This window comes from Phenylobacterium sp., from assembly GCF_030697925.1.
Taxonomy (GTDB): domain Bacteria; phylum Pseudomonadota; class Alphaproteobacteria; order Caulobacterales; family Caulobacteraceae; genus Phenylobacterium.
Genome location: NZ_JAUYOJ010000080.1, coordinates 31,579 through 44,337, shown reverse-complemented (window position 1 = coordinate 44,337; position 12,759 = coordinate 31,579). Strand labels below are relative to the sequence as shown.

The window sequence follows — 12,759 nt, the reverse complement described above, 5'->3', positions numbered from 1 at the left end:
GCCCCGTCACCTGAGCCAGCCGCGAAGCCTCCTCCCCCAGCAATCGCGGCGCCCTTCCCCCTTGGGGTTCGGCTCAGGTGACACCCGCCTTCGCCGCACCTAGCCGAGCCGGCAGCCCTGAACAGACCAGCTGGCGTTGGCGAAGCTGAGCCTGACCTCGCCGGCCGTTCGGCCGCCCGGGGCGAGCGAGCTGACCATCACCTTCTCCAGCTTGATCTCGGTGGTGCTTTCCGAGCCGGACTTGCGGGCGAACAGCTTGGCGCGCGGGATCACCTTGCCCGACGCGGCCGCGGCGACCAGGCGGGCGTCGGAGGCGATGGCGGGACCGGTGAGGGTCGCCTCGCCGCGGCCCGAGCGGCCGTGGCAGCTCTGGATCGGGCCGCCGACGCCCCAGCCGAAGCTGTCGATCTCAAGGGTCCCGCGGCGCACGCTGGGCTCGCCCTTCACGCCGTCGAGTTCAAGCAGGTAGTCGGAGGCCGCCGCGGCCGAGGCGCAGACCAGCAGGCCGACGGCGAGGGTGGCGAGGGCGACTGGCTTCCGAAGGAAGGAAGCCGTGGTGGTGAAGACCTGGATCAAGGTCGTTTCTCCCAAATCCGGCGGCCGGGCCGCTCGTGTTGGGAGAGTTTGTGACGTGGCCGCGCCGTTGCGGTGAGGTGCAGCGGCGAGCGTCGTGCGGCATCCGCAAGTTGCATTCCGTTGCACGCGGCAGGCGAAGACCGTGCAACCCCTGCGGCGGCCGACAGCGCGTCGGCGTGATCTCAATAGAGTTCGAATTCCCGCCGCTCGACCAGCCAGGCCCGCTCGTCCGGCGCGGTCAGGGCCTCGAGGTCCCCAGGCATGGCGTTCGCGTCGTCCACCCATTCGCGCAGGCTGGGGCCGCCGTTGATGACGTCGATGGCGAGCTTGCCGACTTCGTACTCGTAGGGGAAGTCGCGCCACAGCGGATAGTCCGGATAGAGCCGGCGGATGGCCTTGAAGGCCAGCGCCTGCAGACGCCAGGGCCGGAAGGCCGCGTGGTCGTAGACGGGCCCCTCGGTGTGGATCTGCACCCCGTTACAGAGCTGACCCACATGCTTGTGGAAGGTGGGCTCGAACCAGCAGTCGCGCAGATGACAGCCGGCCAGCCACTGGGGCGCGAGCGCCCGCATCTCCTGGATGACCTGCCGGGCGTCGATGTCCGGTGCGCCGAACAGCTCCAGCGGCCGGGTCGTGCCGCGGCCCTCCGACAGGGTCGCGCCTTCCAGCATGACCGTTCCGGCATAGGCCCGCGCCATCCAGAGGTTGGGCGCGTTCGGGCTGGGATTGACCCAGGTCCGCCCACCCAGGGGCCAGCCGAAGCCAGGCCCGGAATCCGGCGCCCAGTCGTCCATCTCGATCACCCGATACTCGACGTCGAGCTTGAGGGTTTTGATGAACCAGTGACCCAGCTCTCCGAGGGTCAGCCCATGGCGCATGGGCATGGGCCCGGCGCCGACGAAGCTCTCCCAGCCCGGGCGCAGGGTCAGCCCCTCGACGGGCCGGCCGACCGGATTGGGCCGGTCCAGCACCCACACGGCCTTGCCGTGTTCGGCCGCCGCTTCCAGCACGTAGCGAAGGGTGGTGATGAAGGTGTAGATGCGGCAGCCCAGGTCCTGCAGGTCGACGAGCAGGACGTCGAAGCTCTCCATCATCGCCGAGGTCGGCCGACGGATCTCGCCATAGAGGCTGAAGACCGGGACGCCGTGCACCGGATCGTTGAAGTCCGGTGACTCGACCATATTGTCCTGCTTGTCGCCACGCAGGCCATGTTGCGGTCCGATGGCGGCGGTGATCTTCAGATCCGCGCAGGCCGTCAGGGCGTCGAGCGAATGATCCAGGTCCCGGGTGACCGACGCCGGATGAGCAAGCAAGGCGATCCGACGGCCCGCCAGCGGCGCGCGCAGGGACGGTTCGTCGAGCAGTCGATCTATGCCAAATCTCATGGGGCCCCGGGGGCTGAAAGGTTTAGTGCGAAGCCGTCGGCGTGATGGAAGTCCGCCTTACCCGGCGGATGGGCCAGCGCCCAGTACGAGATGGCGCCGCCCGCGTCCTCGATCACTGCGGCAAGGCCAAGCCCCCAGGCGCCGGCCATCGGCAAGTCCGGAACCTGATCCAGGTCGAGCGAGACGCGCAGCTCGAAAGCCTCGTCGGTCGCGCTCGGTTCAATGCGCGGCGCCTGGAGGCCTTCGGCGGGCCTCATCCCTTGCCGATAGCCGTCGAATCGATAGGCGGCCCACTCCGTCGAGGGGGAGAAGTTGAATTCGTAATAGGCTTCGCCAGGCCCGGGGCGGAGGAACGCCTCGAAGCAGGTTCGCTGCCAGAGCCCGTCGGCGCGCGCGGGCGTCGCCGGGGGCGGCAGGCTCAGCGCGCGCATCGCGCCCGACACGACGTAGCGCAGGGTCAGCAAGCCAGGCCGCCGGCGGCTAACCTCCGCCTCGATGCGCCCCACGGCTGGGCAAACTGTGTCCGAGTGGAGTCGCAAGGCCCGCATACCCGCATGATAGCGGCGACGCGCGCCGACGCCACCGAAGAGGACGCCGGACTTGACGTTGTGACCGGTCTTCATCGTTTGTCTGCAATTCGGGCCGCCTGGACGGAATCAAAGACCTCCTGAAGACCCTGTCCGCCTACAGCCCAACGAGCCCCTGAAGCGCCATGCCAGATCTGCCGCCTCCCCCGGCCCCCGAAGTCGAGATCGTGATCGTCCATCCGCCGCGGCTCGCGCCCCTGGGCGGCGAGGCGGCGTTCAGCGCCGTGCGGATCGGGCCCGAAACCCTCAGAACCGAGCCGCGCCTGGATGAGGCGCTGAAGAGCGTGCCCGGCGTGTCGCTGTTCCGCCGCACCGGCAGCGGCGCGGCCAACCCGACCACCCAGGGGCTCTCGCTGAGGGCTATCGCGCCATCGGGCGCGGGCCGGACCCTGGTGACCCTGGACGGCGCCCCGCAGAACGATCCGTTCGGCGGCTGGGTGATCTGGAGCGGGCTTCCGTCCGAGGGCTTGGATGGCGCGACGGTGGTCCGCGGCGCCGGCGCGGGTCCCTACGGCGCGGGCGCTCTCACCGGGGTGGTGGCGCTGCAGGAGCGCAGCGCGCCGCAGGGGCTGGCGGCGGCTGAGGTCTCCGTCGGCGCGCGCGACAGCTACCGCGCGGTGGCGGTGGCGGGTCTGCCGGGCGTGCTGGTGACCGTGGGCGGCTCCCGGACGGAGGGCTACCACCCGGTGCGCGGAGCCCGCCGCGGGGCGGCCGACACGCGGCTGCGCCTGGACGACGCAGTGGCCGCCCTGCGCGTGCAGCACGACTTCGGCGGCGTGCAGGCGGCCGTGCGAGTCTCGGCCTTCCAGGTCAACCAGCAGGCCGGCCTCGCGGGCGCGCGGTCCAACACCACCGGAAGCTCGGCGGTCCTCACCCTGGCCCAGCCGGCGGCCGAGGGCGTCGGCGGCTGGCGCCTACAGGGCTGGGTGCGCAAGAGCAATCTCGAGAACAGCTCGGTGGCGGTGGCGGCCGGCCGCGCGACAACCACGCCGGCCAACGACCAGTACGACACCCCGGCCACCGGCTATGGCCTGAACGCCGCCTGGCAGGGCATGCAGGGCGCCTTGGCGTGGGAGATCGGGGCGGACCTCCGCCTGGCCGAGGGAACCGAGCACGAGCGCTTCCGGTTCATGGCCGGCGCCTTCACCCGCGACCGCGAAGCCGGCGGCAAGACGCTGGTGGCCGGCGCCTATGCCGAGGCGGCGCTGGATGAAGGGCCCTGGCTCGCCACCGCGGGCCTGCGGATCGACCGTTCGCGGGCCTACGACGCAGTGCGGCGGGAGCGGGACACCGCCACGGGCGCGCTTACCCTCAACCAGCCGGGCGCCGACCGTTCCAACACGACCCCAACCGGCCGGCTCGGACTGCGCTACGAACTGAGCGAGGCGCTCTACGTGCGGGCCGCCGCCTATGCCGGCTTCCGTCCGCCGACGCTCAACGAACTGCATCGGCCGTTCCGGGTGGGCAACGACATCACCGAGGCCAATCCGACCCTGAAGCCCGAAACCCTGCAGGGCGTCGAGCTTGGCGTCGGCGGCGAGGGGCCGCTCGGCTGGGCCGCGACCCTCTTCCACAACCGGCTTCAAGACCCCATCGCCAATGTCACGATCGGCGTCGGCCCGGGCGCGTTCCCGACGGCGGGCTTCGTTCCGGCCGGCGGAACCCTGCGCCAACGGCGGAACGCCGGCGAGATCAGGGCCTGGGGCGTCGAGGGCGAGGTCGCTGGCGAGGCGGCGCAATCCCTCGGCTGGCGGGCCGCCTTCGCCTACACCGACGCCGAGGTGGACGGCGGGGCGAGCGCCCCGCAGCTCACCGGGCTGAGGCCCGCCCAGACGCCGAAGCTGACCCTCACCGGCGGGGTGACCTTCCAGCCGCTGGAGCGGTTGGGCCTGTCGGCCGACGTCCGTTACGAAAGCAACCGCTGGGAAGACGATCTCAACAGCCGCCGCCTGTCGGCCGGCGTGCAGCTGGACGCCCGGGCCACCTGGCGCATGGCCGACTATGCCGAGGTCTATCTGGCCGCAGAGAACCTGTTCGACGAAGAGCTCGAGGTGGGTGAGACAGCCGACGGGGTGGAGAGCTATTCCGCACCGCGGACCGTCCGCCTCGGCCTGACGATTCGCCGCTGATTTCAGGCGCCGCCGAGTTTGCGCCGGCCGCCCGACGCAAACGGTTTTCGATCCGCAGACCTGCTCCCGGAAGGCGGCGGTCGCCCCCTAGACCATTTTCCGCCGAAGTGGGCGCCGATTCGGCGAAGAAAATGGTCTAGATTCAAAGAGGTTTGAGAAGAATCCGATCCAATCAGATCGGATTTTTCTCTAGCGCGCTTCGCCCAGGGCGTTCAGAAGCTGAGCGCGGTCATAGTATTCTCGCCACTCACGAACCTTGCCGTCGCGGATGTCGAGAACGCCGACCACCGGGACCGATCCCGGGCGGCCCTTGTAGACGAAGCGGTCGACCCGCTCGATGAACACCAGCCCGTCTATGACCCCCATGTGGGAGACGTCGAGGATCACGCCGCCGGGCGCGCCGGCGCCTAGGGCCGCGATCCGGTCATAGATCGCCGTCCGCCCGACCACCGGTTCAATCATCATCGAACGCAGGACGCCGTCCTCGGCGAACAGGTCGGCGACCTTCCGCCAGTCGGCGTCCTTCCAGGCGTGGATCATCTCGCGCGCCACCGCGACCTTGTCGGCGTCGCTGTCGGCCGCGTGGGCCGGCAGGGCCGTCACGGCCAGGGTCAGAACCACCGCCATCAGGCTGAAAATCCGCGCCATCATTCCTCCGGGTCTTAATTCCAGGTGTCACTTGCACAACAAGACCATGGTGCTAGGCTGAATTCAAGGGCGCTGGCCGCCAGGATCGAAATTCGGAGACCCCTGATGAAGATGGAGCGCCTGGCGCCGGTGAAGACGTCGCTGCGGCCCAGCAACCACCCCTATCTGACCGGGGCCTGGACGCCGCTGCATGAAGAGGTCGACGCCACGGACCTGGAGATGATCGAAGGCGCCATCCCGACCGACATCGACGGGGTCTATGTGCGCAACACAGAGAACCCCGTGCAGCAGCCCCTGGGCCGCTACCATCCCTTCGACGGCGACGGGATGCTGCACATGATCAGCTTCAAAGGCGGCCGTGCCGACTACCGGAACCGCTTTGTGCGCACCCGCGGCTTCGAGACGGAACAGGAGGCGGGCCAGGCGCTCTGGGGCGGGCTGATGGACGGACCCGAAGTCTCCCTGCGGCCCGGCTTCGGCGCCCATGGCGGCCTGAAGGATTCATCCTCCACAGACGTGGTCGTGCATGGCGGCAAGATCGTCTCGACCTTCTATCAATGCGGCGAGGCCTACTGGCTGGACCCCGAGACCCTCGAGCAGGGCGGCGTGGCGAGCTGGGGGCCGCTGGATGGCGTCTCGGCCCACACCAAGGTCGACGAGGCCACCGGCGAGCTGCTGTTCTTCAACTATTCCAAGCATGCGCCCTACATGCATTACGGGGTGGTCGACCGGCACGGGAAGCTCACCCACTACACGCCCGTACCCCTGCCCGGGCCCCGCCTGCCGCACGACATGGCCTTCACCGAACACTATTCGATCCTCAACGACCTGCCGGTGTTCTGGGACGAAGAGCTTCTGAAACGCGGCATCCATGCGGTGCGCGCCCACCGGGGCCTGCCGTCCCGCTTCGGGGTCATCCCGCGCTACGGCGACGCCAAGGATGTCCGCTGGTTCGAGGCCGATCCCACCTACATCCTGCACTTCCTCAACGCCTATGAGGACGGCGACGAGATCGTCATGGACGGCTACTTCGAGGAGAACCCCACGCCGGGTCCCCTGGCCGGCGCGCCGGACGGCCACGGCCACATGATGGGCTTCCTGGACGAGCATTCCTTCCTGCCCAAGCTGCACCGCTGGCGCTTCAACCTGAAGACCGGCGAGACCACGGAGGGCCACCTGGACGACCGCGTCCTTGAATTCGGGATGTTCAACCAGCGCCATGCCGGCAAGCCCTATCGGTACGCCTACTCGACCACCAGCAAGCCCGGCTGGTTCCTGTTCACCGGCTTCGTCAAGCACGACCTGGAGACCGGGGAGTCCTGGGAGGTGACCCTGCCCGAGGGCCGCTACGCCAGCGAAGCGCCCTTCGTCCCGCGCATCGGCGCCAAGGACGAGGACGACGGCTATCTGGTGAGCTTCATCATCGACGAGAACACCCAGACCTCGGAGTGCGTGCTGATCGACGCCAAGCGCTTCGCCGACGGGCCGGTGGTCCGCATCGCCCTGCCGCACAAGCTCTCCAGCGGCACCCATTCGGTGTGGGCCGACCGCGAGCTGATCCGCAACGGCTTCGTCGACGCCCCCGCAACCTAGTTCAGGACGACGACGATGGAACTCAAGGACAGCGTCGCCCTGGTGACCGGCGGCAACCGCGGCATCGGCGAGGCCTTCGTGCGCGCCTTCCTGGCCGCGGGATCGGCCCGGGTCTATGTGGCGACGCGGGACGCCGCCAACGCCCGGCATCTGATCGACGAAGGCGGCGGTCGCGTGGTCGCCGTAGGCCTCGACGTCAGCAAGCCCGAACAGATCGAGGCCGCCGCCGCCCAGTGCCAGGACGTCAGTATCCTGGTCAACAACGCCGGCCAGTTCTCGATGCAAACCCTGATGACGGCGCCGGACCTGTCGGCCGCGCGCTCGGAAATGGAGATCAACTATTTCGGCCCTCTGGCCATGTGCCGCGCCTTCGCCCCGATCCTGGGCCGCCACAATGAGAGCGCCATAGCCAACGTGCTGTCGGCGGGCGGCATCGTCGCCGTGCCCGGCATGGGCGGCTACAGTCCCTCCAAGTTCGCAGGCCGCGCCATGACCACCTGCGTCCGCGCCGAGCTCGCGGCCCAGAACACCAGCGTCACGGCCTTGATCGTGGGCTCGGTCGACACCCGCATGGCCAGCCATGTGGAGGGGTTCAAGGAAACCCCCGACACCATCGCCCAGGCCGGCCTGAAGGCGATCCGCAAAGGCGCCGACGAGGTGGACACCGACTTTATGGCCGTGGACGTGCGCGCCAATCTGGCCCGCGACCCCAAGGCCCTCGAACTTTCCATGCGCCGCTCGCTGTCGGGCGAGCGCGTCACCACCGGCCGCTGAGCGAGAGACCCATGACCCCTCAACAATACCTGGACTTCGCCGAGCGCTTCGTGGACGCGATCCAGAGCGGCGACACCGACACCGTGCGCGCCTGCTACGCGCCGGACGCCAAGCTCTGGCACAACAGCGACGGGATCGAGCAGACAGTCGACCAGAACATGAAGGTGCTGGACTGGTTCATCCGCACCCTCCCCGACCGCAACTACCGCGTCCTGCGGCGCGAAGCCCTGCACGACGGGTTCCTGCAGCAGCACGTCCTTGAGGCCACCCTGCCCGACGGCTCGAAGTGGGCGATGGACGCCTGCGTCGTGGTGCGGATCGAGAACGGCGTCATCACCCGCCTGGACGAGTATCTCGACTCCGCCAAGTCGGCGGCGCTGCGCAGCTTCGGGCGTTAGGCGGCGCTCAGCGGGTCTTCTGGTCGAAGTCCTCCGCCAAGCCCATCGCCTTCAGCAGGTGGGCGCGGTCGTAATATTCCCGCCAAGCCTTGATCAGCGGTCCGTCGAACTCGAGCACGCCGACCACCGGGACCGAACCCGGCCGGCCCGCGATCACGAACTCGTCGACGCGCTCCATGTAGAGGACGCCGTCGATCACGCCCATCTGGCGGATGTTGAGGGTGATCGACGCCAGATCTTCGCCCAGGCCCCTGACCCGTTTGTAGACCGCTTCGCGGCCGACGATGGGGTCGACCATCATCGAATGCAGCACCCCGTCGGGGGCGAACATGTCGGCGACCTTGCGCCAATTCAGGTCGCGCCAGGCCTGGGCCATCTCCCAACCCATCGCGATCTTCTGTTCGTCCGTAAGCTTCGCGGTCATGGTGGGGGTCCTCCGTGGCGGCGACGGGGCCGAGCGCCCCCGGCCTTGTTGAAAATTAACTTGCATAATAGTACCTACGGCTGGCAAGTCTATTTCGGCGGACGCAGAATCCGTCGCGTCAGGCGGCCGGTTGCGGGCCGCCGAACCGACCGCCTCGGGCCCCGCGCGGGTAGTGACTTGCTTGACGAGACTTAAAAAAGTCGCCTAACCTCGGAGGTGTAGACAAGCCGAAAAAAGAACGAGGGAAAGTCGTAACCAGGACAGATCGCAGGCCGTCACGCCTGCAGGCCCAATCCAGCTCGGACCGTTGCTTGCGCTGTTATGCAAGTTGACGCCGCACCGTCGACCGTACCCGCCCTGGACTGGCCTTCCTGAATACGCCGCACCCTTCAACGCATCGGAAAAACCCCGCCTAACGCGGGACACAACAGGGCCCTCCGGCGACTTTCAGGCCGGTCCGACCCGGGGGAAAAACCAGTGAAGCTGCAACACACGACGTCCGTCATCGCGCTGCTCTCGGGCATGGCGATGGCCATGCCGGGCCAGGCCGCCGCCCAGAGCACTCAACTCGAAGAACTGATCGTCACCGCCCAGAAGCGCGAGGAGAACGTCCAGGACGCGCCCCTGGCGATCACTGCCGTCTCCGGCGCCAGCCTGGCCAAGGATCGGGTCCTGACCCTGGAAGACCTCGGCCACAACATGACCGGGATCTCGTTCACCGCGAACTCGCCGCAAGCCAACGAGATCAACATCCGCGGTGTGGTGAACACCCGCCTCTCCTCGCCGACCGCCGACCAGTCGGTCTCCACCTTCGTCGACGACGTCTATGTGAGCCGTTCGGGCAACCTGAACTCGGCCTTCTACGACGTGGCCCGGATCGAGGTCGTGCGCGGCCCGCAAGGGGTGCTGCTGGGCAAGAACGTGGCCGGCGGCGCGGTGAACATCATCAGCAACGCCCCCAGCTTCGAACGTTCGGGCAAGTTCACAGCGACGCTGGGCAACTACGACCTGCGCCAGACCACCGGCTATTTCACCGGCGCCCTGACCGAGACCCTCGCCGGCCGTCTCTCGTTCCAGACCATAAACCGCGGGGGCTACTACAAGGACATCCTGCACAACACCGAGCTGGAAAACCTGGATTCCACCCAGGCGCGGGTCCAGTTGGCCTACGCGCCCGAGAATTCCGACCTACGCGCGAGCCTGAATGTCGACTACGCCAAGGACAGCAATGACGGCATCCATCGGGTCGGACTGAAGAGCCCCACCCTGCCGGCCAGCTTCACGCCCTGGTCAGGCACCCGCGCCCTGATCGCCGCGCGCCGCGGCCACCTGGACCTGGACGAGAGCCTGCCGATCTGGCCGCACTTCAAGGGCGACGCCGCTCCGACGCCGCAGAGCGCCCGGCACAAGACCTACGACATCATCGTCAAGGTCGAGAAGGACGTGGCCGAGAACATCCGGTTCTCCAGCATCACCGGCTATCGCAACAACCAGTCGTTCACGCTCTACGACCAGACGGGACTGGGGCCGGCCAACGGCTTCAACGTCGCCGCCCCGCTGCTGTTCGCCGAACCTGTGAATTTCATTGAGGGCATGAACCAGATCTCCCAAGAGGTCCGCCTCACCTCCACGGACGACGACAGCCGCTTCGACTGGATCGTCGGCGCCTATTACCAGAAGACCAAGGTCCACCAGTACAACCGGTTCTGGGGTGAATCGACGGTCCTGCCGACCCTGTCGGGCGAGTCCCATTGGGACGACCACGGCCGCAACGAGGACATGGCGATCTTCGCCCAGATCGGCTTCCAGATCACCGACACCGTCAAGCTGGACGTCGGCGCCCGCTACACCCACGACGAGAAGACCGGGTTCCAGCGGGGCATCATCGTGGCAACCGGCGACCGACTGAATCCGAACGACACCGCGCCACTCACCCCGCTGACCGTCAACTTCGCGACGGCCTACGGAGAGAGCTGGAAGGAGCTGACACCGCAGGCCACCCTGCGTTGGACGCCCGACGACCTGAACATGGCCTATCTGACGGTTTCCAAGGGCTTCAAGGGCGGCGGCTTCCAGAACAACGCCTCCAACGCCTTCGCCGCGGCCACGCCCTACGACCCGGAGACGGTCACCAACTACGAGGCCGGCTACAAGACCGAGCTCTTCGGCCGCATCCTTCGCTGGAACACCGCGGTGTTCTACATGAAGTACAAGAACCTGCAGGTGCAGCAGACCCTGGCCTCCTGCCTCTGCAACGTGATCAGCAACGCCCCTGGCGCCACCATCAAGGGCGTGGAGAGCGACGTGCAGTTCGCGCCGACCTCGTGGTTCCGCAGTTGGGCCAGCACCAGCTACGTGGACGCCACCTACGACACCTTCGTCTTCGCCGGCGTCAACAATTCCGGGAAACTGCTGCAGCGAACCCCGAAATGGCAGCTGGCGGTAGGCGCCGAGGTCACCACCGATGTCGGCGGTTGGGAAGACGCCCTTTCGGCCCGCCTGGCCTATCGCTGGCAGGGCAAGATGCCCTGGGCGCCGGAAAACACCACCTGGGAGAAGGACTACGGCACCCTCGACGGCCGGGTGACCCTGACCGTGCCCGACCAGAACTGGACCCTGTCGGTCTACGGCAAGAACCTGGGCAAGACCCGGTATCGCACCAACATCATCCCCTTCTTCCAAGAGGAGATGTCGTCCTTCGGCGCGCCCCGGACCTACGGTGTGGAAGTCTCCGCGGCGTTCTAGCCTTCACCGCGCGGCCGGGCGGACCTCCGCCCGGCCGTTCCCTTTGCCTGGAGGACCGCCCATGGGCCGCCGCTACGAGATCCTCCGCCAGGTCATCGAGGCCTGGCAGGCCAAGGATGTCGACCGGGTCCTCTCCCACATGGCTGACGACATCGTTTGGCACTATGCCGCCGCCGCCATGCCGCCGGTCCGCGGCAAGGCCGCCGCGCGCAAGCTCCTGGAACGCTTCCAGGCCGACATGCACGCCATCGAATGGCGAATCTTCTCCTATTCCGAGACCGGCGATCGTCTATTCGTCGAAGGCGTCGACGACTACCGCACCAGCGACGGCAAGCGCGTGGCCACGCCCTATGCCGGGGTGCTCGACTTCCGCGGCGACCTGATCGTCGGCTGGCGCGACTATGTCGATCTTGGCGTCGCGGCCCAGCAGAAGGCCGGCGAGCCGCTCAGCGCCCAGGTCGACAGCCTGCTCGACCGCCCCCTGGCCGCAAGTTGACCTAGACGGGAGCCGACGGCGTTACGTTGAACGCGTCGACCACCTCGCCGCACTGGTCGCAGGTGACCTTGGCCGCCAGCCTGTGGCCGCAGGTGCGATGGTAGGTGATCAACGGCGGTCCCTTGCCATCGTCGAGCCAGCGGTCGCCCCAGCCGATCAGCTCAGCGATCAAAGGGTAGAGGTCGCGTCCCTCGTCTGTCAGCCGATATTCCCAGCGATCGGGTCGTTGCTGGTAGAGCTCCCGGCGCAGCACGCCCAACTCCACCAGTCGCGATAGCCGGTCCGACAGGATATTGGGGGCCACACCGAGCGCGTTCTGGAAATCGTTGAAACGTCGCCGTCCCATGAAGGCCGAGGCGATCACGTGGCTGGTCCATCGGTCGCCCAGCACCTGGAAGGCGCGGTCCAGCATCGGATTGCCCTGGTTGAGCGCGCCGCCGGGAACGCTGGAGCGCCGTTGGGCGCGCGGCGGCAGGGACGGATCGTAGCCGGCCCCCGGACCGGCCTCGGCATAGACGTCGCGCGGGCTGACCAGTTCGCCGCAATGGCCGCAGCGGTACTCCGGCGTGAACTCGTGGCCGCACTTGTGCTTCAGGCGATGGGCGGGATCGGCCGCGTCGTAGAACCACCGTTTCTCCCAGCGGATGATCATCAGGGCCAGGCTGTAGAGGTCCCGGCCCATCTCGGAGAGATGATACTCCTCGCGTATCGGCCGCTCGCGATAGCGCACCTTCTCGAGGATGCCGACAGCCTGCAGGCGGCGCAGGCGTCCGATCAGCAGGCTGCGCGCCAGGCCGATCTTGCCCTGGAACTCATCGAACCGGCGGACCCGCTGGAACGCCAGATAGAGGATCATCAGGATCCAGCGGTCCCCCAGGACATTGAGCGCTCGGGTGGCCGAGTTGGCCTGTATCAGTTGGGGGAGCGGCGGCCTGTCCGGGATGCTGGTGCGGTCGGCCATGTCGCCTCTGGTTTCGGACCCCGACCCTTCTGTCCCGAACCAG

12 protein-coding genes are annotated in these 12,759 nt (G+C 67.8%); 6 read left to right on the top strand and 6 right to left on the bottom strand.

Features of this window, described 5'->3' with window-relative positions:
* Window positions 1–99: 99 nt before the first annotated feature.
* The 3 genes from Q8Q88_RS07430 to Q8Q88_RS07420 form a co-directional block, all read right to left on the bottom strand.
* On the bottom strand, window positions 100–576 hold the full coding sequence (locus Q8Q88_RS07430) for a type VI secretion system tube protein Hcp (protein ID WP_305674562.1): 477 nt from the start codon (window positions 574–576) through the stop codon (window positions 100–102).
* A gap of 182 nt (window positions 577–758) precedes the next feature.
* Window positions 759–1,961: a DUF1343 domain-containing protein gene (locus Q8Q88_RS07425; protein WP_305674561.1), complete on the bottom strand. Its 1,203-nt coding sequence runs from the start codon at window positions 1,959–1,961 to the stop codon at window positions 759–761.
* A complete protein-coding gene (locus Q8Q88_RS07420) occupies window positions 1,958–2,425 on the bottom strand; it encodes a DOMON-like domain-containing protein (protein WP_305674560.1) in 468 nt (155 codons plus the stop codon). The genes Q8Q88_RS07425 and Q8Q88_RS07420 overlap by 4 nt, the downstream gene beginning before the upstream one ends.
* A 248-nt stretch (window positions 2,426–2,673) precedes the next feature.
* Between Q8Q88_RS07420 and Q8Q88_RS07415 the strand changes: the two genes are divergently transcribed.
* Window positions 2,674–4,677: a TonB-dependent receptor gene (locus tag Q8Q88_RS07415; protein WP_305674559.1), complete on the top strand. Its 2,004-nt coding sequence runs from the start codon at window positions 2,674–2,676 to the stop codon at window positions 4,675–4,677.
* A gap of 189 nt (window positions 4,678–4,866) precedes the next feature.
* On the opposite strand, the gene Q8Q88_RS07410 is transcribed toward Q8Q88_RS07415, so the two are convergent.
* Window positions 4,867–5,325, bottom strand: coding sequence for a nuclear transport factor 2 family protein (locus Q8Q88_RS07410; protein ID WP_305674558.1), 459 nt, complete (start codon window positions 5,323–5,325; stop codon window positions 4,867–4,869).
* 105 nt (window positions 5,326–5,430) lie between these two features.
* Here Q8Q88_RS07410 and Q8Q88_RS07405 point away from each other — a divergent pair, with 105 nt between their 5' ends.
* From Q8Q88_RS07405 to Q8Q88_RS07395, 3 genes are read left to right on the top strand one after another with little or no spacing between them, the layout of a single operon-like run.
* Window positions 5,431–6,918 carry a carotenoid oxygenase family protein gene (locus tag Q8Q88_RS07405; protein WP_305674557.1) on the top strand — a complete coding sequence of 496 codons (1,488 nt, stop codon included), beginning with the start codon at window positions 5,431–5,433 and terminating at the stop codon, window positions 6,916–6,918.
* A gap of 15 nt (window positions 6,919–6,933) precedes the next feature.
* The gene (locus Q8Q88_RS07400) at window positions 6,934–7,692 is read left to right on the top strand and encodes an SDR family oxidoreductase (RefSeq protein ID WP_305674556.1); all 759 of its coding nucleotides are present in this window, start codon (window positions 6,934–6,936) and stop codon (window positions 7,690–7,692) included.
* 11 nt (window positions 7,693–7,703) lie between these two features.
* Complete coding sequence (locus tag Q8Q88_RS07395) at window positions 7,704–8,090, top strand: nuclear transport factor 2 family protein (protein ID WP_305674555.1); 387 nt, start codon at window positions 7,704–7,706, stop codon at window positions 8,088–8,090.
* Between the two features lie 7 nt (window positions 8,091–8,097).
* Here Q8Q88_RS07395 and Q8Q88_RS07390 read toward each other — a convergent pair whose 3' ends face one another.
* The gene (locus Q8Q88_RS07390; RefSeq protein ID WP_305674554.1) at window positions 8,098–8,514 is read right to left on the bottom strand and encodes a limonene-1,2-epoxide hydrolase family protein; all 417 of its coding nucleotides are present in this window, start codon (window positions 8,512–8,514) and stop codon (window positions 8,098–8,100) included.
* A 477-nt stretch (window positions 8,515–8,991) separates the two neighbouring features.
* On the opposite strand from Q8Q88_RS07390, the gene Q8Q88_RS07385 reads away from it, so the two are divergent.
* Window positions 8,992–11,259 carry a TonB-dependent receptor gene (locus Q8Q88_RS07385; protein WP_305674553.1) on the top strand — a complete coding sequence of 756 codons (2,268 nt, stop codon included), beginning with the start codon at window positions 8,992–8,994 and terminating at the stop codon, window positions 11,257–11,259.
* A 61-nt stretch (window positions 11,260–11,320) separates the two neighbouring features.
* Entirely contained in the window at window positions 11,321–11,755 is a 435-nt protein-coding gene (locus Q8Q88_RS07380) for a nuclear transport factor 2 family protein (protein ID WP_305674552.1), read from the top strand.
* Between the two features lies 1 nt (window position 11,756).
* Here Q8Q88_RS07380 and Q8Q88_RS07375 read toward each other — a convergent pair whose 3' ends face one another.
* On the bottom strand, window positions 11,757–12,716 hold the full coding sequence (locus Q8Q88_RS07375; RefSeq protein WP_305674551.1) for a helix-turn-helix domain-containing protein: 960 nt from the start codon (window positions 12,714–12,716) through the stop codon (window positions 11,757–11,759).
* Window positions 12,717–12,759: the final 43 nt, after the last annotated feature.

Bases quoted from the DNA above. Each gene is read 5' to 3' on its own strand.
- Q8Q88_RS07405 (WP_305674557.1), top strand. From the start codon at position 5,431: ATGAAGATGGAGCGCCTGGCGCCGGTGAAGACGTCGCTGCGGCCCAGC.
- Q8Q88_RS07410 (WP_305674558.1), bottom strand. From the start codon at position 5,325: ATGGCGCGGATTTTCAGCCTGATGGCGGTGGTTCTGACCCTGGCCGTG.
- Q8Q88_RS07415 (WP_305674559.1), top strand. From the start codon at position 2,674: ATGCCAGATCTGCCGCCTCCCCCGGCCCCCGAAGTCGAGATCGTGATC.
- Q8Q88_RS07395 (WP_305674555.1), top strand. From the start codon at position 7,704: ATGACCCCTCAACAATACCTGGACTTCGCCGAGCGCTTCGTGGACGCG.
- Q8Q88_RS07375 (WP_305674551.1), bottom strand. From the start codon at position 12,716: ATGGCCGACCGCACCAGCATCCCGGACAGGCCGCCGCTCCCCCAACTG.
- Q8Q88_RS07380 (WP_305674552.1), top strand. From the start codon at position 11,321: ATGGGCCGCCGCTACGAGATCCTCCGCCAGGTCATCGAGGCCTGGCAG.
- Q8Q88_RS07425 (WP_305674561.1), bottom strand. From the start codon at position 1,961: ATGAGATTTGGCATAGATCGACTGCTCGACGAACCGTCCCTGCGCGCG.
- Q8Q88_RS07390 (WP_305674554.1), bottom strand. From the start codon at position 8,514: ATGACCGCGAAGCTTACGGACGAACAGAAGATCGCGATGGGTTGGGAG.
- Q8Q88_RS07400 (WP_305674556.1), top strand. From the start codon at position 6,934: ATGGAACTCAAGGACAGCGTCGCCCTGGTGACCGGCGGCAACCGCGGC.